This window comes from Tepidimonas taiwanensis (assembly GCF_020162115.1).
Classification (GTDB): Bacteria; Pseudomonadota; Gammaproteobacteria; order Burkholderiales; family Burkholderiaceae_C; genus Tepidimonas; species Tepidimonas taiwanensis.
Genome location: NZ_CP083911.1, coordinates 1 through 19,711, shown reverse-complemented (window position 1 = coordinate 19,711; position 19,711 = coordinate 1). Strand labels below are relative to the sequence as shown.

At 67.4% G+C, this 19,711-nt stretch carries 20 protein-coding genes and 1 tRNA gene; 6 read left to right on the top strand and 15 right to left on the bottom strand.

Features of this window, described 5'->3' with window-relative positions; genetic code table 11:
• Positions 1-28: 28 nt before the first annotated feature.
• A tRNA-Arg gene (locus tag LCC91_RS00105) sits at positions 29-104 on the bottom strand.
• A 250-nt stretch (positions 105-354) separates the two neighbouring features.
• On the opposite strand from LCC91_RS00105, the gene LCC91_RS00100 reads away from it, so the two are divergent.
• Together LCC91_RS00100 and aroQ are read left to right on the top strand one after the other, a co-directional pair.
• Positions 355-861 carry a c-type cytochrome gene (locus LCC91_RS00100; protein ID WP_043702594.1) on the top strand — a complete coding sequence of 169 codons (507 nt, stop codon included), beginning with the start codon at positions 355-357 and terminating at the stop codon, positions 859-861.
• Between the two features lie 12 nt (positions 862-873).
• A complete protein-coding gene (gene aroQ, locus LCC91_RS00095) occupies positions 874-1,350 on the top strand; it encodes a type II 3-dehydroquinate dehydratase (RefSeq protein ID WP_043702591.1) in 477 nt (158 codons plus the stop codon).
• On the opposite strand, the gene LCC91_RS00090 is transcribed toward aroQ, so the two are convergent.
• The 11 genes from LCC91_RS00090 to LCC91_RS00040 all read right to left on the bottom strand — a co-directional run bounded on the left by LCC91_RS00090 (position 1,284) and on the right by LCC91_RS00040 (position 10,468).
• Entirely contained in the window at positions 1,284-1,856 is a 573-nt protein-coding gene (locus LCC91_RS00090) for a DUF2946 family protein (protein ID WP_043702588.1), read from the bottom strand. The two genes, aroQ and LCC91_RS00090, sit on opposite strands and share 67 nt — an antisense overlap.
• A gap of 34 nt (positions 1,857-1,890) precedes the next feature.
• Positions 1,891-2,901, bottom strand: coding sequence for a YheT family hydrolase (locus LCC91_RS00085; protein ID WP_399206501.1), 1,011 nt, complete (start codon positions 2,899-2,901; stop codon positions 1,891-1,893).
• A gap of 140 nt (positions 2,902-3,041) precedes the next feature.
• Entirely contained in the window at positions 3,042-3,458 is a 417-nt protein-coding gene (locus LCC91_RS00080) for a F0F1 ATP synthase subunit epsilon (protein WP_043702585.1), read from the bottom strand.
• Positions 3,459-3,584: 126 nt separating this feature from the next.
• Positions 3,585-4,994, bottom strand: a complete 1,410-nt coding sequence (gene atpD / locus LCC91_RS00075; RefSeq protein WP_043702581.1) for a F0F1 ATP synthase subunit beta — start codon at positions 4,992-4,994, stop codon at positions 3,585-3,587.
• 48 nt (positions 4,995-5,042) lie between these two features.
• Positions 5,043-5,912 carry a F0F1 ATP synthase subunit gamma gene (gene atpG, locus LCC91_RS00070; RefSeq protein WP_043702579.1) on the bottom strand — a complete coding sequence of 290 codons (870 nt, stop codon included), beginning with the start codon at positions 5,910-5,912 and terminating at the stop codon, positions 5,043-5,045.
• 29 nt (positions 5,913-5,941) lie between these two features.
• On the bottom strand, positions 5,942-7,498 hold the full coding sequence (gene atpA / locus LCC91_RS00065) for a F0F1 ATP synthase subunit alpha (RefSeq protein ID WP_043702576.1): 1,557 nt from the start codon (positions 7,496-7,498) through the stop codon (positions 5,942-5,944).
• Between the two features lie 47 nt (positions 7,499-7,545).
• Complete coding sequence (locus LCC91_RS00060; protein ID WP_043702573.1) at positions 7,546-8,076, bottom strand: F0F1 ATP synthase subunit delta; 531 nt, start codon at positions 8,074-8,076, stop codon at positions 7,546-7,548.
• Positions 8,077-8,109: 33 nt separating this feature from the next.
• Entirely contained in the window at positions 8,110-8,580 is a 471-nt protein-coding gene (locus LCC91_RS00055; protein WP_043702571.1) for a F0F1 ATP synthase subunit B, read from the bottom strand.
• 116 nt (positions 8,581-8,696) lie between these two features.
• Positions 8,697-8,942 carry a F0F1 ATP synthase subunit C gene (gene atpE, locus LCC91_RS00050; RefSeq protein ID WP_043702567.1) on the bottom strand — a complete coding sequence of 82 codons (246 nt, stop codon included), beginning with the start codon at positions 8,940-8,942 and terminating at the stop codon, positions 8,697-8,699.
• Positions 8,943-8,988: 46 nt separating this feature from the next.
• A complete protein-coding gene (gene atpB / locus LCC91_RS00045) occupies positions 8,989-9,867 on the bottom strand; it encodes a F0F1 ATP synthase subunit A (protein ID WP_043702564.1) in 879 nt (292 codons plus the stop codon).
• 34 nt (positions 9,868-9,901) lie between these two features.
• A complete protein-coding gene (locus LCC91_RS00040; protein WP_224440966.1) occupies positions 9,902-10,468 on the bottom strand; it encodes an ATP synthase subunit I in 567 nt (188 codons plus the stop codon).
• 153 nt (positions 10,469-10,621) lie between these two features.
• On the opposite strand from LCC91_RS00040, the gene LCC91_RS00035 reads away from it, so the two are divergent.
• The 4 genes from LCC91_RS00035 (at position 10,622) to LCC91_RS00020 (ending at position 14,346) form a co-directional block, all read left to right on the top strand.
• Positions 10,622-10,891, top strand: a complete 270-nt coding sequence (locus LCC91_RS00035) for a YbeD family protein (RefSeq protein WP_043702560.1) — start codon at positions 10,622-10,624, stop codon at positions 10,889-10,891.
• Complete coding sequence (gene lipB, locus LCC91_RS00030; protein WP_043702557.1) at positions 10,888-11,559, top strand: lipoyl(octanoyl) transferase LipB; 672 nt, start codon at positions 10,888-10,890, stop codon at positions 11,557-11,559. The genes LCC91_RS00035 and lipB overlap by 4 nt, the downstream gene beginning before the upstream one ends.
• A 26-nt stretch (positions 11,560-11,585) precedes the next feature.
• Positions 11,586-12,575, top strand: coding sequence for a lipoyl synthase (gene lipA, locus LCC91_RS00025; protein ID WP_043702606.1), 990 nt, complete (start codon positions 11,586-11,588; stop codon positions 12,573-12,575).
• A 211-nt stretch (positions 12,576-12,786) separates the two neighbouring features.
• Entirely contained in the window at positions 12,787-14,346 is a 1,560-nt protein-coding gene (locus LCC91_RS00020) for an ATP-binding protein (RefSeq protein ID WP_224440965.1), read from the top strand.
• Positions 14,347-14,428: 82 nt separating this feature from the next.
• Here LCC91_RS00020 and gyrB read toward each other — a convergent pair whose 3' ends face one another.
• Genes gyrB through dnaA form a run of 3 tightly spaced genes read right to left on the bottom strand, consistent with a single transcriptional unit; the run spans position 14,429 to position 19,587 of the window.
• Positions 14,429-17,011 (bottom strand): DNA topoisomerase (ATP-hydrolyzing) subunit B, encoded by a 2,583-nt coding sequence (gyrB, locus tag LCC91_RS00015; protein WP_043701103.1) that lies wholly within the window; start codon positions 17,009-17,011, stop codon positions 14,429-14,431.
• Between the two features lie 8 nt (positions 17,012-17,019).
• On the bottom strand, positions 17,020-18,126 hold the full coding sequence (gene dnaN / locus LCC91_RS00010; RefSeq protein ID WP_043701042.1) for a DNA polymerase III subunit beta: 1,107 nt from the start codon (positions 18,124-18,126) through the stop codon (positions 17,020-17,022).
• A gap of 6 nt (positions 18,127-18,132) precedes the next feature.
• The gene (dnaA, locus tag LCC91_RS00005; protein WP_082007585.1) at positions 18,133-19,587 is read right to left on the bottom strand and encodes a chromosomal replication initiator protein DnaA; all 1,455 of its coding nucleotides are present in this window, start codon (positions 19,585-19,587) and stop codon (positions 18,133-18,135) included.
• Positions 19,588-19,711: the final 124 nt, after the last annotated feature.

The window sequence follows — 19,711 nt, the reverse complement described above, 5'->3', positions numbered from 1 at the left end:
GGCAGCTATGCGATCTAACCCATTGATTTGGCGCGGCTGGCGGGGATCGAACCCACGACCTTCGGCTTCGGAGGCCGACACTCTATCCACTGAGCTACAGCCGCTTTTGGGCACAAGACCAATCGTCAAATTTTCGCATGAAGCCTGGATGACCACAGGCTTCGGAGGCCGACACTCTATCCACTGAGCTACAGCCGCAGCAAGCGCGCATTCTACCAGTCCCGCGGCGGCGTCGATTCGACGGAGTCCCGGTCGATATAATCGACGGGTTTTGCGGCTCCCGGCGCCCTGGCCACGGACGTGCGTCGCGGGGACGCCCTCATCACCTCCTCATCCGAGCAGCAAAGGGACACCATGAGCGAGCACGCACACCACGACCACACCGGCCCGATCAAGACCCCGAAGCAACTGTGGTGGACGGCGGTCTTTGCCTTCGTCGTGCCGGTGTTCCTGATCATCGGGCTCGTGGCCTACGTCACGCGCGACGCCAAGCCGCAGGCCGGCGCCGTGAACCCCGAGCTCGCGACCGCCCAGCGCATCCAGAAGGTGGGCACCGTGGAGCTGCGCGACGCCAACCGACCGTTGGCGGCCGGTGCCGACGTGTACAAGGCGCAGTGTGCGGCCTGCCACGCCGCGGGCCTGGTCGGCGCACCGAAGTTGGGCGACAAGGCCGCCTGGGCGCCGCGCATCGCCCAGGGGTTCGAGACGCTCGTCAACTCCGCCCTCAAGGGCAAGGGCGCGATGGGCGCGCAGGGCGGCGGCGCCTTCCGTGACATCGAGATCGCGCGCGCGGTGGCATACATGGCCAACGAAGGCGGCGCCAAGTTTGCCGAGCCCGAAGCCCCGGCCGAAGGCAAGTAACCCACCCGGCCCATGGCGCGTGTCCTGATTCTCAACGGCCCGAACCTGAACCTGCTCGGGACGCGCGAGCCGTCCGTGTACGGTGCCGAGACCCTGGCCGACATCGAAGCCCGCTGCCGCGCACACGGGGCGTCACTCGGCTTCGACGTAACCTGCGCGCAGAGCAACCACGAGGGTGTGCTGATCGACCACCTTCACGCATGGGGTGCACTGCACCGGGCCGGTGAAGCGGCCGGCATCGTCTTCAACCCCGGTGCCTACACGCACACGTCGATCGCGCTGCACGATGCGATCAGAGGTATCGCACCCACGCCGGTGATCGAAGTGCACCTCTCCAACGTGCATGCGCGCGAGTCGTTCCGCCACCATTCTTGGGTGGCGCCGGTCGCGGCGGGCAGCATCATCGGTTTCGGATCCGACGGCTATCTGCTGGCGCTCGACGCACTGGCGCGCCGCCGTGCGGCATCGGGGCTGGGCACGAAGCCGTAAAGCGCCGGCAGCGCCGCCGTTTCACACCCCCGCGGCGGCAACCACACCCCCGCGTCGATCGCGTCCGCCGCCAGCGAGACGTCCTGGCTGTGGACGACCCCGATCCCGAGATCGGTCACCAGGTACAGCCGCCCCTGCTCGTCGAGCAGTGTGTCGCGGACGTTTGCGGACACCCCGGTGTGGCTGTGTACGGCACCGTCCGGCGTCAGCCGCCACACCCACGGCGTCAGCTCCAGCTCGACGAAGACACGCTGCGGGCCGTTCTGGAAGTACCAGCGCCCCGAATCGTCGGCGGCGTAGTTGCGCCCGATGAACGCGATCAGCTTGTCGTGGCGCAATTCCGCGCCGCGGCTTGCGGGCGTGGCGCCGGGGCCCGCAAACGGGCCCGCCGCCTGCGCGCGCTCGTCGCGCATCCACCAGCGCCCGCGCGCGTCCAGCCCCAGCCACCCGTAGCAATCGGGGACATTCGGCCACTTGGCCATCGCCGCCTTGACGATCGCATCCATCGAACTGTACCTCCGTACCCGCAAGATTGTGGCATCAGGGCCGCCACCCCGCCGCACGGGCCAGCCACGGCAGCAGCACGCGCGGCAACGCCGTCACATCCCCGCGCACATCGCGCGGCCCGAGCGCCTCGGCGAACCCGACGTGTCCGCCATGCGCCGGCTGCCACAGCGTCACCCAACTTCCGGCCTCCCGCCCCGTGGGAAGGCTCTCAGCGGGGACGAAGGGGTCGTTGCGCGCGTTGAGCACGAGCGTGGGCACGCGGATCGCGTGCAGGTGCGGCTTGCTGCTGGCGCGCCGCCAATAGTCGTCCACGCCGGCAAAACCGTGCAACGGGGCGGTGAACGCGTCGTCGAACTCGCGCAGCGTGCGCGCGCGCAACGCGCGCTCCACGTCGAACAGCCCCGGGAAGCGCCGCGCCATCTCGCGCGCCTTGCGCCGCATCGTGCGCAAAAAATGCCGCGCGTACAAGACGCGGTTGAGCCCCGCGTCGATCGCCGCGCCCGCGGCCGTCAGGTCGAGCGGCGCGGACACCGCCGCTGCAGCGTCCACCGAACGCGCGGCCTGCGCCCCGGCCTCCTGTAGCCAGCGCAGCAGGGCGTTACCGCCCAACGAGACGCCCACCGCGACGCGCGGCAGTGTCGGCCAGCGGCGCACAACCTGCCCCAGCATCCAGTCGATCTCGGCAAAATCACCGGAGTGGTACGCGCGCGGCGCGCGGTTGGGCTCTCCCGAGCAGCCGCGAAAATGCGGCACGACGATGCCCCACCCCCGTGCCGCGGCCACGCGCGTCATCGCCTCGGCGTAATGGCTGGACGACGACCCCTCCAGCCCGTGAAACAGCACGACGAGCGCACGCACGTCCGACGGCAGGCAGTAATCGGTGTCGATGAAGTCACCGTCGGGCGTGTCCCAACGCTCGCGCTGCCAGGGCACGCGCCTCGGCCACGCGTGGCCCTGCCCCCGCCGCGCCCACAGCGCCCCGATGGTTTGCAGGTGACCGTCGATCTGCCACACGGGCACGCGCGGCCAAGCGGATCCATCGATCCCGACAGGCCCATCGATCCCTTCCGTGACCTCGGGCACATTGCGCACCCCAGAAATGACGACACCGCCCCGTTGGGCGGTGTCGTCGTGTGTGGAACGCGTCGGCCGCATCGTCGGCCGCTGCTCAGCGGTGCGGCGGCTCAGCGCTTCTGGCGGAAGCGCCGCAGCGCCGCGATCTGCGCCGCCATGATCGCGAGCTCGGACTGTGCCTTCGCCAGGTCGATCTCGCTCTTGGCGTTCTTCATCGCCTCTTCGGCGGCCTTGCGCGCCTCGGCGGCCTTGGCCTCGTCGAGGTCCTTGCCGCGGATGGCCGTGTCAGCGAGCACCGTCACGACCTTGGGCTGCACCTCGAGGATGCCCCCGGCGACGAACACGAATTCCTCGTCACCGTCGGCCTTTTCGATGCGCACCGCGCCGGGGCGGATGCGCGTGATCAGCGGCACGTGCCCGGGCAGGATACCCAGCTCGCCCGCCTCACCGGGCAGGGCAACGAACTTGGCGGGCCCGCTGAAGATGGACTCTTCTGCGCTGACCACCTCCACTTGTATCGTTTGCATCTCGACTCTCCTTTGCGCCACACGGGCTGTTCAGGACCGCCAGCACACCGGCATCGCAGCCGGTGCGGCGGTGGTGGGCGGCGCTGACGCGCGCCGCGCACCACCGTGGCGCGTCGGCGTGGGGCGTCAGGCCGCCAGCTTCTTGGCCTTCTCGAAGGCGTCGTCGATCGTGCCGACCATGTAGAACGCCTGCTCCGGCAGGTGGTCGCACTCGCCGTTGACGATCATCTTGAAGCCGCGAATCGTCTCCTTGAGCGGCACGTACTTGCCGGGCTGGCCGGTGAACACTTCTGCGACGTGGAACGGCTGCGACAGGAAGCGCTGGATCTTGCGCGCGCGCGCCACGATCAGCTTGTCCTCCGGCGACAGTTCGTCCATGCCCAGAATCGCGATGATGTCGCGCAGCTCCTTGTAGCGCTGCAGCACGGCCTGCACCGACCGGGTGGTGTTGTAGTGCTCCTCGCCGACGATGTTGGGGTCGACCTGGCGGCTGGTCGAATCCAACGGGTCCACCGCGGGGTAGATACCGAGCGCGGCGATGTCACGCGAGAGCACCACGGTCGCGTCCAGGTGCGCGAAGGTCGTCGCCGGCGACGGGTCGGTCAGGTCGTCCGCGGGCACGTACACGGCCTGGATCGACGTGATCGAGCCCACCTTGGTCGAGGTGATGCGCTCTTGGAGCTTGCCCATTTCCTCGGCCAGCGTCGGCTGGTAACCCACCGCGGAGGGCATACGACCCAGCAGCGCCGACACCTCGGTACCGGCCAGCGTGTAGCGGTAGATGTTGTCGACGAAGAACAGCACGTCACGGCCTTCGTCACGGAACGACTCGGCGATCGTCAGGCCGGTCAGCGCCACGCGCAGACGGTTGCCCGGCGGCTCGTTCATCTGGCCGTACACCATCGCCACCTTGGATTCGCTCAGGTTGTCGGCGACGACGACCTTGGACTCCATCATCTCGTGATAGAAGTCGTTGCCCTCGCGGGTGCGCTCACCGACGCCGGCGAACACCGACAGACCCGAGTGCGCCTTGGCGATGTTGTTGATGAGCTCCATCATGTTGACGGTCTTGCCCACGCCCGCACCGCCGAACAGACCGACCTTGCCGCCCTTGGCGAACGGGCAGATCAGATCGATCACCTTGATGCCGGTTTCCAGCAGTTCGGTCGAGGGCGACAGCTCGTCGTACGCGGGCGCCTTGCGGTGGATGGAGCTGGTGAGCGACTGGTCGATCGGCCCGCGCTCGTCGATGGGGTTGCCCAGCACGTCCATGATGCGGCCCAGCGTCGCCTTGCCGACCGGCACCGTGATCGGCGCGCCGGTGTTGTACACCGTCATGCCGCGGCGCAGGCCGTCGGAGGAGCCGAGCGCGATGGTGCGCACCACACCGTCGCCGAGCTGCTGCTGCACTTCCAGCGTCAGCGGCGAGCCTTCCATCTTCAGCGCGTCATACACCTTGGGCATCTGGTCACGCGGGAATTCCACGTCCACCACGGCGCCGATGCACTGAACGATCTTGCCTTGAACTTGAGCCATGATTGAAACCTTGGGTCTAATGGGGATGACGGTGAACCGGCAGGGAGGTCAGACGGCCGCGGCACCGGCGACGATCTCCGACAGCTCCTTGGTGATGCTGGCCTGGCGGGTCTTGTTGTAGACGAGCTTGAGCTCGTTGATGAGGTTGCCGGCGTTGTCGGTGGCGGCCTTCATCGCCACCATGCGCGCCGACTGCTCCGAGGCCATGTTCTCGGCCACCGCCTGGTACACCTGCGACTCGACGTAGCGCACCAGCAGCTCGTCGATGACGGTGGGCGCGTCCGGCTCGTAGATGTAGTCCCAGTCGTAGCCGCGCTCGCCCTGCTCCAGCGATTCGGCCGACAGCGGCAGCAGCTGCTGCACCACCGGCTCCTGCTTCATCGTGTTGATGAACTTCGTGTAGCACAGGTACACGGCGTTGAGCTTGCCCTCGGCGTACGCGTCGAGCAGCACCTTCACCGGGCCGATCAGGCGCTCGAGGTGGGGGGTATCCCCCAGCCCCGTGACGTGCGAGACGACCTGCGCGCCCACGCGGTTCATGAAGCCGAAGCCCTTGTTGCCGATCGCCACCACCTGCGCACTGCGGCCTTTCGACTGCAGTTCGCGGATGTGGTTGGTGACCGCGCGCAGCAGGTTGGTGTTGAGGCCGCCGCACAGGCCCTTGTCGGTGGTCACCACGATCATCCCGCTGACGGTGGCGTCCGGGTGCTCGACCATGAAGGGGTGCACGTACTCCGGATTGGCGCGGCTGAGGTTCGCCGCGATCTGGCGCACCTTCTCGCTGTACGGCCGGGCCGTGCGCATGCGCTCCTGCGCCTTGCGCATCTTGGAGGCGGCGACCATCTCCATGGCCTTGGTGATCTTCTTGGTGTTTTCCACCGATTTGATCTTGCCGCGTATTTCCTTGCCTGCTGCCATCGCTGCTCCTTGAAAGCCGGGTGGCTTGCTCAGTAGGTGCCGGTCTGCTTGAAGGCGCGGATGGCGGCGTCGAGCTCGGCCTCGGCGTCCTTGTCCATCGCCTTTTGCGTCTCGAGCTTCTCGAGCAGCGCCGCGTGCTTGTCCTTCAGGTACGCGTGCAGGCCGGCCTCGAACGGCAGCACCTTCTTGACGTCGATGTCGTCGAGGTAGCCCTTGTTCGCGGCGTACAGCGACGCGGCCATCAGGCTGATCGGCAGCGGCGAATACTGCGGCTGCTTGAGCAGCTCGGTCACGCGCGCACCGCGGTCGAGCTGCTTCTTGGTCGCCGCATCGAGGTCCGACGCGAACTGCGCAAACGCCGCCAGTTCACGGTACTGCGCCAGGTCGGTCCGGATGCCGCCCGACAGGCTCTTGATCAGCTTGGTCTGCGCCGCACCACCGACACGCGACACCGAGATACCGGCGTTGATCGCGGGACGGATGCCGCTGTTGAACAGGTTGGTTTCGAGGAAGATCTGGCCGTCCGTGATCGAGATCACGTTGGTCGGCACGAACGCCGACACGTCACCGGCTTGCGTCTCGATGATCGGCAGCGCGGTCAGCGACCCGGTCTTGCCCTTGACCTCGCCGTTGGTGAACTTCTCGACGTAGTCGGCGTTGACGCGCGCGGCGCGCTCCAGCAGACGGCTGTGGAGGTAGAAGATGTCGCCCGGGAAAGCCTCACGCCCCGGCGGACGGCGCAGCAGCAGCGACACCTGGCGGTACGCGACGGCCTGCTTGGACAGGTCGTCGTAGATGATCAGCGCATCCTGCCCGCGGTCGCGGAAGTACTCACCCATCGTGCAGCCGGAGTACGGCGCGAGGAACTGCATCGCGGCCGATTCGGATGCCGAGGCGGCGACGACGATGGTGTACTCCATCGCGCCGTGCTGTTCGAGGGCCCGCACCACGCTCTTGATCGACGACGCCTTCTGACCGATGGCGACGTAGATACAGACCATGTTTTGGCCCTTCTGGTTGATGATCGTGTCGATCGCCACAGCGGTCTTGCCGGTCTGGCGGTCGCCGATGATCAGCTCACGCTGGCCGCGGCCGATCGGCACCATCGAGTCGATGGCCTTCAGACCCGTCTGCACCGGCTGGTCCACGCTCTTGCGCGCGATCACGCCCGGCGCCACCTTCTCGACCACGTCGGTCAGCTTGGCGTTGATCGGGCCCTTGCCGTCGATCGGACGGCCCAGCGCGTCGACCACGCGGCCGATCAGCTCGGGACCGACCGGCACTTCCAGGATGCGGCCCGTGCACTTGACGGTATCGCCCTCGGAGATGTGCTCGTACTCGCCCAAGATCACCGCGCCGACCGAGTCGCGCTCCAGGTTGAGCGCCAGGCCGAACGTGGGCTGGCCGTCCTTGCCAGCGGGGAACTCGAGCATTTCGCCCTGCATCGCGTCCGACAGGCCGTGGATGCGTACGATGCCGTCGGTCACCGACACGACGGTACCTTGGTTGCGCACGTCAGCCGACGGCGCCAGGCCCTCGATGCGGGACTTGATCAGTTCGGAGATTTCAGCGGGATTGAGTTGCATGACGCTTTCCTTTTCGGGTGTTCGACTTCAGGCGTTCGGGCCAGCCGTCAGGCCGTCAGCGCCACACGCATTTGTTCCAGACGGGCCTTGACGGAGGTGTCGAGCACCTCGTCGCCCACCACCACGCGCACGCCACCGATCAACTCGGGGCGCAGCTGCACCGTCAGGCGCAGGCGCCGGCCGAAGCGCTTCTCGAGGACGCCCTGCAGCTCGGCGAGCTGTGCGTCGTCGATCGGAAAGGCGCTCTCGACGACCGCGTCGGCCACGCCACGCTGGGCGTTGACCCGCTCGCGGAACTGGCGCGCGATTTCCGGCAGCGCTGCCACACGTTCGTTGTCGATCACCGTGCGCAGGAAGTTGCGGCCGATCTCCGGCAGCGGCGTCTTCATCACCCCCATGATGACGTCGAACACCTGTTCGGCGCGCACCTTGGGGTCGGCTGCGAAAGCCAGCAACTGCTCGTGCGCGGCGACGGCGGCCAGCTCATCGAGCCACGCGAGCGCGTCGGCGGCCTGCGCGCCGGCGGCCTTGAACAGCGCTTCGGCGTAGGGTCGTGCAATGGTGGCGAGTTCTGCCATGGTTCAACCTTCGGACACGCGCGGTTCGGTGTTTCAGAGTTCGGCCTTGAGCCGCTGCAGCAGCTCGGCGTGCACGCTGGGGTTCACTTCGCGGCGCAGGATCTGTTCGGCGCCCTTGACGGCCAGCACCGCCACCTGCTCGCGCAGCGCTTCGCGCGCCTGCACGGCCTGCTGTTCGGCCTCGGCCTTGGCGGCCGCGACGATCTTGGCGGCTTCTTCGCTCGCGCGCGCCTTGGCCTCTTCGATGATGGCCAGCGCCCGGCGCTCCGCGTCGGCCAGGCGGGCGGCGGATTCGTTGCGCGACTGCGTCAGGGCTTCCTCGACGCGCTTGTTGGCCACGGCGAGTTCGGTCTTGGCCTTCTCGGCGGCGGCCAGACCTTCGGAAATCTTCTGCGCACGCTCATCCAGCGCCTTGGCGATCGGCGGCCACACGAACTTCATCGTGAACCACACCAGGATCGCGAAGACGATGGCCTGCGCAAAGAGGGTTGCATTGATGTTCATCGCAACGCCTTTCGGGTGTATCTGCGGGGGTGAACGGCTGGGCGTTGGGGCGGGCCGGGATCGTTCGGCGTGCGCCCGGGCCGGGCCCGGGCGCACCCTTCCTCAGCGCCTCACGATCAGATCGCGAAGGGGTTGGCGAACGCGAACAGCAGCGCGATGGCCACACCGATCAGGAAGGCCGCGTCGATCAGACCAGCCAGAATGAACATCTTGGTCTGCAGGTCGTTCATCAGCTCGGGTTGCCGAGCGGAGGACTCGAGGAACTTGCCACCCATCAGGGCAATGCCGATCGACGCGCCGATGGCACCCAGACCGACGATGATGCCGCAAGCCAGAGCAACGAGACCCAGAATGTTTTCCATGATGGTTCCTTTTGAGGTTGAGAGGAAGGTTTAGGGAGAAGCGAAATCAGTGCGCATCATGCGCCTGACCCAGATAGATCAGGGCCAGCATCATGAAGATGAACGCCTGCAGGGTGATCACCAGGATGTGGAAGATGGCCCACACCGTACCGGCGATCAGGTGCCCGACGAAGAGCAGACCCCCCGTGAACGACAGCGCGGCGAAACCACCGAGCAGTGCGATCAGCATGAAGACCAGCTCACCCGCGAACATGTTGCCAAACAACCGCATGCCGTGGGAAACGGTCTTCGCCACGAATTCGATCATTTGCATCAGGAAGTTCACCACCCCCAGCAGCAGCGCCCAGATGGGGTTGCGGCTGGTGCCGAACGGCGCGGTCACGAGCTCGTGCGCCCAGCCGCCCAGACCTTTGATCTTGACGTTGTAGTACAGGCACATCAGCAGCACCGACACCGACAGCCCCAGCGTCGTCGACAGGTCCGCCGTCGGCACGACGCGCAGGTAGGCGTGGTGCGGGTCATGCCCCATGCCGGCGTAGATCATCTCCCAGATTTTGGGCAGCAGATCGACCGGCAACAGGTCCATCGCGTTCATGAAGAAGATCCACACGAACACCGTCAGCGCCATCGGCGCGATGACCTTGCGGCTCGCGGCGTTATGGATCACGCCCTTGGCCTGCGTCTCGACCAGCTCGACCAGGATCTCGACAGCAGCCTGGAAGCGCCCGGGTACGCCCGACGTGGCCCGGCGCGCCCCCAGCCACAGCAGCCACACACCCAGCAGCCCCATCAACACCGAAAAGATCACCGAATCGATGTTGATCACCGAAAAGTCGACGATGAACCCCTGCTTGTGGTTCGTCAGGTGCGTCAGGTGATGCCGGATGTACTCACCTGCGGTCGGTCCTTGTCCTTCAGCTGCCATGCGTCGTCCCGTTTCCGTATATGCACAAACCGCCTCAGCCCCGCGCCGCCCGCGGCGTGATCCACGCCAGCCAGTACGACTTCAAGGCCACCACCAGCCCGACCACCAGGCCCGGCCAGCTCAGGTCCGGGATCCAGCGCGGCGCCGTCCACAGCATGGCCAGCACCAGCAGCACCTTGACCCCTTCCCACCACAACCAACCCGCCAGCGACGCCCGCGCCACACCTGGCGCCGCCACGCGCAGCCAGCGCGCCAGCGCGCTCGACGTCAGGCCCCAGGCCATGACCGCCGTCGGCAACAGCGCCGACAAGCCGCCATACGCCACCGACGCGACCCACGCCCAACGCCCCGGCCACCACAGCCCGACCAGCGCGGCCGCCATCGCCACCGCCAGGCCGGTCAAGCCCGCCTGCCACACGACCACCCGCCACACCGACGGGGCCGGGTGCCGCTCGCGCCACCGACGCGCCTCTTCGGCACTCAGGGGCTTGAAAAGCGGCTCGTCGACCGCATCTGCCCAACCGTCGCCGGAGTGGTCCGCCGACACCGGCGGACGTGCCCGGGGAGGAATCGACTGCTGCGCACCGCGCTCGGTAGACACCGGCCCTCCCGGCGTGATGGATCGATTTGGCGTTTGACACATCCCCGGATGCCGGGTCTGGCGTGACGTTTGGGGGCCGCTCGGCTTGTGACCTCGCTGACAAAGCTCTTTATTATACGGACATACCCGAACCCTCCACCGATTTCGACCGTCATGTCGCACACCCCTGCCCCGCTGCTCGAATTTCCGTGTCACTTTCCGCTCAAGGTCATGGGGGCACGCGCCGAGGGCTTCCGGGAAGCGATGGCGCACGTGGCGCGCCAGTTCGACCCCGGCTTCGACGCCGACACCATCGAAGTGCGCGCGAGCCGCGCGGGCAACTACGTCGGCCTGACGCTGACGGTGCGCGTGACCTCGCGCGAGCAGCTCGACGAGCTGTACCGCACGCTCACCACCCATCCGATGGTGCGGGTGGTGCTGTGATCGTGCGCGACCTGGGGCTCGCCCCCTACGTCGACACCTACGCGGCGATGCGCGCCTTCACCGAAGCGCGGCACGACGACACGCCGGACGAACTGTGGCTGTGCGAGCACCCGCCGGTGTACACCCAGGGCCTCGCGGGCAAGCCCGAGCACGTGCTCGCCCCGGGGGACATCCCGGTCGTGGCCACCAACCGCGGCGGGCAGGTGACCTACCACGGCCCCGGCCAGGTAGTGGCCTACCCCCTCCTCGACCTGCGGCGCGCCGGTTATTTCGTCAAGGAATACGTGCACCGGCTGGAAGAGGCGGTCATCCGCACGCTCGCCGCCTTTGGCGTCACCGGGCACCGCGTCGCCGGGGCGCCCGGCATCTACGTGCGGCTGGACGACCCGTTTGCGCACGCGGCGCTGGCCGGTCCCCGCCCGGGGCGCGACCCCTTCGCGGGGCTGGGCAAGATCAGCGCGCTCGGCATCAAGGTGCACCGGCACTGCACCTACCACGGCGTCGCGCTCAACGTGGCGATGGACCTGAGCCCCTTCTCGCGCATCAACCCCTGCGGCTACGCGGGGCTCGCCACCGTCGACCTTGCTACCATCGGCGTCGCGGCGTCTTGCGCGGACGTGCGCGACGAACTCGCCCAGCAGCTGCAGCGGCTGCTGGCCCCCCGTTGATCGATGCCGGGCGCCCGGCGCCCCAGATGCCCATGGCCACCGCGACCCCCACGCCCCCGACCCCTGCCGCCTACGACCCGACGGCCAAGCAAAAAAGCGCGGCCAAGACGATGCGCATCCCGATCAAGGTGGAGCCCGCGCCCGCGCTGAAAAAACCCGAGTGGATCCGTGTCAAGGCCGGCAGCCCCAGCACGCGCTTTTACGAGATCAAGGAGATCCTGCGCGCCAACCGGCTCGTCACCGTGTGCGAGGAAGCCTCCTGCCCCAACATCGGCGAGTGCTTCGGCAAGGGCACGGCCACCTTCATGATCATGGGCGACAAGTGCACGCGGCGCTGCCCGTTCTGCGACGTCGGCCACGGCCGCCCCGACCCGCTCGACCCCGAGGAACCGGAAAACCTCGCGCGCACCATCGCGGCGCTGAAGCTGCGCTACGTCGTCATCACGAGCGTGGACCGCGACGACCTGCGCGACGGCGGAGCGGGTCATTTCGTCGCCTGCATCCAGCGCGTGCGGGCGCTCTCGCCCACGACGCGCATCGAGATCCTGACCCCGGACTTCCGCGGGCGCGACGACCGCGCGCTGGAAATCCTGTCGGCCGCGCCGCCGGACGTAATGAACCACAACCTCGAGACGGTGCCGCGGCTCTACAAACAGGCGCGCCCCGGCTCGGACTATGCGTTCAGCCTGAACCTGCTGAAGAAGTTCAAGGAACGCTTTCCGCACATCCCGACCAAGAGCGGGCTGATGGTGGGCCTGGGCGAGACGGACGACGAGATCCTGCAGGTGATGCGCGACCTGCGCGCGCACGGCGTGGACATGCTCACGATCGGCCAGTACCTGGCGCCGAGCGCCCACCACCTGCCGGTGCGCCGCTACGTGCACCCGGACACCTTCCGGATGTTCGAGGAGCAGGCGTACGCGATGGGCTTCACGCACGCCGCGGTGGGCGCGATGGTGCGGAGCAGCTACCACGCCGACCAGCAGGCGCACGCGGCCGGCGTGGTGGAGGGCTGATGTTGCCCCAAAACCAGCGCTCGTCGTCTTGTCGAAAATGCCGACAGGGAAGAAGTCTTGAAAGGCGGCACACAAGCGGGGGCTGCGCAGCACAAGCGGGAATTCAGGCTGGAGAAGGCGCGACGGGGCAGGCCGATTCACGGTGATGCACCCAACATTCAGTCGGCGCACCCGTATGCGGCGCCCCCAACCCTCGCCCCATAATGTGCCCATGCAGCGCCGCAAGCTCCCGATTGGCATCCAGACCTTTCGCGAAATCCGCGAAGAGGGCTGCTATTACGTCGACAAGACGCCCTACGCCATCCGGCTCATCGAGCAAGGCAAGCACTATTTCCTCTCGCGCCCCCGCCGTTTTGGCAAGAGCCTGTTTCTGGATACGCTGGCCGAGCTGTTTTCGGGTAACCGGGCCTTGTTCGAAGGGCTGTATGCCGAAGCCCACTGGGACTGGTCGGTGCGCTATCCGGTCATTCGCATCAGCTTCGCCGCTGGACGACTCGAAACCCGCGAGGCGCTCGAGGCCCACATCGCCGCCGAGCTCGAAGGCAATGCCCAGCGCCTGGGCGTGATGCTCGCGGACGCCGCCGACAGCCACCTGCGCTTTCGCGCGCTCATCCAAGCCGCGGTGGCGCGGCACGGCCAGCGCGCGGTCGTCCTCATCGACGAGTACGACAAGCCCATCCTGGACAACCTCGGCGACAAGGCGGTGGCCGCCGCGATGCGAGAGGGCTTGCGCAACTTGTACTCGGTCCTCAAAGACCAGGACGCGCACCTGCGCTTCGTGTTCTTAACCGGCGTGTCCAAATTCAGCAAGGTCTCCATCTTCTCGGGCCTGAACAACCTCAACGACATCACGCTCGATGCGCGCTACAGCGCGATATGCGGCTATACGGATGAGGACATCGACACCGTCTTCGCCCCGGAGTTGGAGGGGCTCGACCGCGAGGAAATCCGGCGCTGGTACAACGGCTACGGGTGGCTGGGCGAGCGCGTCTACAACCCGTTTGACCTCTTGCTGCTCTTTGACAAGCGCAGCTACCGCGCCTGGTGGTTCGAGACCGGAACACCCACTTTCCTCATCGAGCTGTTAAAAGAGCGGCACACCTTCACCCCGAAGCTCGACACCCTGGTGGCAGACGACCAGCTGCTCGGGGCGTTCGATGTCGAGTACATCGCCACCGAAGCCATCCTGTGGCAAACCGGCTATCTGACCATCGTCGATGTGGAAAGCGCCGGCGGTATCACCGAGTACCGGCTGGGCTATCCCAACCGGGAGGTGGAGAGCGCCTTCAACACGGCGCTGCTGCGCGCGTGGGTGCCGCAGGCACCGATGCCGCTGGCCTTGTACAAAAAATTCGCGGCGCTGGATTTTGACGCCCTCAAGACCCACTTCGAGAGCCTCTACGCCTCCATCCCCGCCGACTGGTACCGCAACAACCCGATCACCCAGTACGAAGGCTACTGGGCCAGTGTCTTCTACTCACACATCGCGAGCCTCGGCTTGGACCTCACACCCGAGGACGTCACCAACCAGGGGCGTATCGACCTGACGTTGAAGCTCGACGCCGCCATCGTCGTCATCGAGTTCAAGCGCATCGCGGGCAAAGAACCAACCGGCGAAGCCATCGCCCAACTGAAGGCCCGCGGATACGCGGACAAGTACCGCGCGGACGGCCGCCCTGTCTATCTGCTGGGCGTGGAGTTCAGCGCCGAGCGGCGCAACGTCGTGGGGTGGGACGTGGTCAAGGATGGCTCCGGCAACCCGATGCACTGAAGGCCACGCTATACGGGCCACCACACCGCGGGCTGCTGCCGCCGGAGCCGAGTTCACCGCGTGGTGACCAGCTCCCGCGCCATCACACGTCGATATTCACCGCCCGCAGCGCGTTGGCCTCGATGAAGGCGCGGCGCGGCTCGACTTCGTCGCCCATCAGCATCGTGAAGACCTTGTCAGCCTCGATGGCGTCCTCGATGCGCACCTGCAACAGCCGCCGCACGGCAGGATCCATCGTCGTCTCCCACAGCTGCTCGGGGTTCATTTCGCCCAAGCCCTTGTAGCGCTGACGGGTCGTGGTGCGCTCGGCTTCGGCGAGCAGCCAGCGCATCGCGGCGCGGAAGTTGGGCACCGCGGCCTCGCGCGCGCGCTCACCATCGCCGCGCACGACCTTGGCCCCTTCGCCGAGCAGCCCCTGGAAGGTGCGCGCCGCCTCGGCCAGCACCGCGTAGTCCGCGCCGTGCACGAAGTCCTGCGTGATGACGCTGGAGCGCACGTTGCCGTGGTGGCGGCGGCTGATGCGCAGCAGCGGCTTGTCGGTACGCGCGTCGAACTCGGCGCTGACCTCGGCCGGGACGGCGTTGCCCTCGCCTTCGCGCAGCGCCGCCTGCAGCGCCGCGGCGCTGGCGGCTGCGGCCTCCATGTCGTCCAGGTTGAGGGCCACACCGTCGGCGATCGCACGCAGCGCCGCCGCGTCCATGAACACCGACAGGCGCGCGATCACGCCCTCGGCCGCCTGGTGCAGCCGGGCGAGTTCGGCCAGCGTCTCGCCGGTCAGCACCGTGTTCGATTCGCCGCCGGTGTGCACGCTCGCGTCCTTGAGCGCCACGCGCAGCAAAAACGCCTCCAGCGCCGCGTCGTCCTTCAGGTACAGCTCTTCCTTGCCGGACTTCACCTTGTACAGCGGCGGCTGCGCGATGTAGATGTGACCACGCTCGACCAGCTCCGGCATCTGGCGATAGAAGAACGTCAGCAGCAGCGTGCGGATGTGCGCGCCGTCGACGTCTGCGTCGGTCATGATGATGATGCGGTGGTAGCGCAGCTTGGCGATGTCGAAGTCGTCCGCGCCGTTCTTGCCCTTGCCACCGTCGTCGTCGCTGGCGCGGCCGATGCCAGTGCCCAACGCGGTGATGAGCGTCAAGATCTCGTTGCTGGAGAGCAGCTTTTCGTAGCGGGCCTTCTCGACGTTGAGGATCTTGCCGCGCAGCGGCAGGATGGCCTGAAACTTGCGGTCGCGACCCTGCTTGGCGCTGCCGCCGGCCGAGTCGCCCTCGACGATGTAGAGCTCGGACAGGGCCGGGTCCTTCTCCTGGCAATCGGCGAGCTTGCCCGGCAGCCCCAGCCCGTCGAGCACGCCCTTGCGGCGCGTCATCTCGCGCGCCTTGCGCGCGGCCTCGCGCGCGCGCGCGGCCTCGACGATCTTGCCGCAGATGATCTTGGCGTCGTTCGGGTGCTCTTCCAAGTAGTCGGTCAGCGCGCGTGCGACGATGTCCTCCACCGGCGCGCGCACCTCCGACGACACGAGCTTGTCCTTGGTCTGGCTGCTGAACTTGGGCTCGGGCACTTTGACCGAGAGCACGCAGCACAGCCCCTCGCGCATGTCATCGCCCGTCACCTCGACCTTGGCCTTCTTCGCGAGTTCGTTGGCTTCGATGTACTTGCCGATCACGCGCGTCATCGCCGCGCGCAGCCCGGTCAGGTGCGTGCCCCCGTCGCGCTGCGGAATGTTGTTGGTGTAGCACAGCACCGTCTCGGCGTAGCCGTCGTTCCACTGCATCGCGACTTCGACGCCGATTTCGGTGCCCGGGATGCCGCCGTAGCTCTCGGCCGGGCGCGCGCCGGTGGCGTGGAACACCGTCGGGTGCAGAACCTTCTTGCCCGCGTTGATGAAGCCGACGAAGCCGCGCACGCCGCCCGCGCCGGAGAAATCGTCCGCCTTGCCGGTGCGCTCGTCGATCAGGCGGATGCGCACGCCGTTGTTGAGGAAGCTCAGCTCGCGCAGCCGCTTGGCCAGGATCTCGTAGTGGAAATCGTGGTTTTCGCGGAAGATCTCGGTGTCCGGCAGGAAGTGCACCTCGGTGCCGCGCTTGTCGGTGGCGCCGATGACGCGCATCGGCGAGACCTCGACGGGCTGTCCGTCCGGCCCGGCCACCGTCTCGACCAGGCGGTTTTGCACCACGCCGCGCGCAAACTCCAGCACATGCACCTTGCCCTCGCGGCGCACGGTCAGGCGCAGCCAGCGCGACAGCGCGTTGACGCAGCTCACGCCCACGCCGTGCAGGCCGCCGGAGACCTTGTAGCTGTTCTGGTTGAACTTGCCGCCGGCGTGCAGCTCGGTCAGCGCGATCTCGGCCGCGCTGCGTTTGGGCTCGTGCTTGTCATCCCACTTGATGCCGGTGGGGATGCCGCGCCCGTTGTCCACCACGCTGATGGAGTTGTCGGTGTGGATCGTGACGACGATATCGTCGCAGTGCCCGGCCAGCGCCTCGTCGATGGAGTTGTCGACGACCTCGAAGACGAGGTGGTGCAGCCCCGTGCCGTCGGACGTGTCGCCGATGTACATGCCCGGGCGCTTGCGCACCGCCTCCAGCCCTTCGAGGATCTGGATCGCGTCGGCGCCGTAGCCGGCCGTGGAGGGGGTGTCGGGAGTGGGGGTGTCGTTCATGAAAACCATCAAATGCGCATCGGCATGACGACGTACTTGAAGCGGTCGTCATCCGGAATCGTGATCAGCGCGGAGGCGTTGCCGTCTTGCAGCTCGATGCGCACGAGCTCCTGGCCCATGTTGCCGAGCGCCTCGGTAAGGTAGGTGACGTTGAAACCGATGTCGATGACGTCGCCGCTGTATTCGATGTCGAGCTCGTCGACCGCCTCTTCCTGGTCCGCGTTGTTCGCCGCCACCTGCAGCAGCCCCGGCTCCAGGTGCAGCCGCACGCCCTTGAACTTGTCGGTGGTCATGATGGCGGCGCGCTGCAACGCGGCCAGCAGCGGCGCGCGGCCGAGCACGACCACGTTGCGGTGCGCGCGCGGGATGACGCGCTGGTAGTCCGGGAACTTGCCCTCCACCAGCTTGGTGACGAACTCCAGCCCGTCGAAGGCGAACTTGGCCTGGTTGCTGGCGAAGCGCATCTCGATCGCACCGTCGTGGTCAGAGAGCAGCCGCTGCAGCTCCAGCACGGTCTTGCGCGGCAGGATGACCTCCTGCTTGGGCACCTCGACGTCGAGTTCGGAACTGGCCAGCGCCAGCCGGTGCCCGTCCGTGGCCACCAGCGTCAGCTGCCGCCCCTCGGCGACGAACAGAATGCCGTTGAGGTAGTAGCGGATGTCCTGCGCCGCCATCGCGAACGACACCTGCGCCAGCAGCCGCTTGAGCACCTTTTGCGGCACCGCGAACACCGGGCCAAACGTCGGCGACTCCTGCACCAGCGGGAAATCCTGCGCCGGCAGCGTCTGCAGCGTGAAACGGCTCTTGCCCGCGCGCAGCACCAGCCGCTCACCCGCGGTCTCCAGCGTCACCTTCTGCTCCGCCGGCAGCGTGCGCAGAATGTCGATCAGCTTGCGCGCGCCCACGGTGGTGGCAAACGGCTGGTCGTCGCCCCCCAGCTCGGCGGTGGCGCGGATCTGGATCTCCAGGTCGGACGTGGTCAGCTGCACCAGCGGGCCGGCGCGCTGGATCAGAACATTGGCCAGAATCGGCAGCGTGTGGCGGCGCTCGACGATGCCGGCCACCGTCTGCAGGGCCGTGAGCAGCCGTTCCTGGGTCGTTTGCAGGACGATCATCGGGGTTCAGCCTTTCAAGGTCTGCTCCAGCACGTGGAGCTGCTGGTTGAGATCGGGCTGGGTCTGCCGCTCGGCGGCGATCTTGCGCACCGCGTGCAGCACCGTCGTGTGGTCGCGCCCGCCGAAGAGCTCGCCGATTTCCGGCAGACTCTTTTGCGTCAGCTCCTTCGCCAGGTACATCGCGATCTGGCGCGGCCGCGCGATGTTGGCCGGGCGCTTGCGGGAATACATGTCGGCGACCTTGATCTTGTAGAAGTCGGCCACCGTCTTCTGGATATTCTCGACGCTGATCTGGCGGTTCTGGATGCTGAGCAGATCCTTGAGCGCCTCGCGCGCCAGCGCGATCGAAATCTCCCGCTGGTTAAAGCGCGAGTACGCCAGGATCTTGCGCAGCGCCCCTTCGAGCTCGCGCACGTTGGAGCGCACGTTCTTCGCGACGAAAAAGGCCACGTCCTCGGGCATCGTCGCGCCTTCGGCCTGCGCCTTGCTGATGAGGATGGCCACGCGCATCTCCAGCTCCGGCGGCTCGATCGCCACCGTCAGCCCCGAGTCGAAGCGCGACACCAGCCGCTCGTGGATGTCGGTCAGCCCCTTCGGGTAGGTGTCCGACGTCATCACGATGTGGCTCTTTTTGGCCAGCAGCGCCTCGAAGGCGTTGAAAAACTCCTCCTGCGTGCGGTCCTTGTTGGCGAAGAACTGCACGTCGTCGATCAGCAGCAGGTCCAGGTTGTGGTAGCGCTGCTTGAACGCGTCGAACGTCTTGCGCTGGTAGGACTTGACCACGTCCGAGACGAACTGCTCGGCGTGGATGTAGAGCACCTTGGCCTCCGGTCGCTCGGCGAGCAGCTGGTTGCCGATCGCGTGCACGAGGTGCGTCTTGCCCAGCCCCACCCCGCCATAGATAAACAGCGGGTTGTAGAGCTGCCCCGGGCTGGCCGCAACGTGCATCGCCGCGGCGCGCGCCATGCGGTTGGCCGAGCCCTCCACCAGCGTCGCAAAGGTCAGCGCGGGGTTGAGCCGGTGCCGGTGCTCCGCCGCCGGGGATTCGGCCACCGCGGGCTCGGCCGGCGGCTCGACCAGCACCGGCGCGGTGCGCGCAAGCGCCTGGGCACGGACCGCCGCGCCCGCCGGCGCCGCCGCGGCCCGCGGGACCGCCTCGCGCGGGGCCAGCACCAGCTCCACCGCCACCGGTCGCCCGGCCACCGCCTGCAGCGCGGCGCCGATCTTGCCCGCGTATTGCGCGCGCACCCAGTCCATCTTGAACCGGTTGGCCACGCCCAGCGTCACCCGCGACCCGTCGTCCGCGACGCGGGCAACCAGCGGCCGGATCCAGGTGTTGACCTGCTGCGCGGGCAACTCCTGCCCGAGGCGCTCGAGGCAGGCCGCCCACAGGTCGGACGGCGCCGCGTCGACCCGCTGGGCCGACGCGCTCGCTTCGGTCGAGGAACGCGGAGAACTCATCGAAAGGGAAGGAATCGAACGCCTGACGCGCCGCCCCTACGCAAGGGGTCGCCGTGCGACGACACCCGCGCCGGGGCGCGCTGCAAAGCGCCCCATTGTAGCCGCGGGCGGCCAGTTATCCACA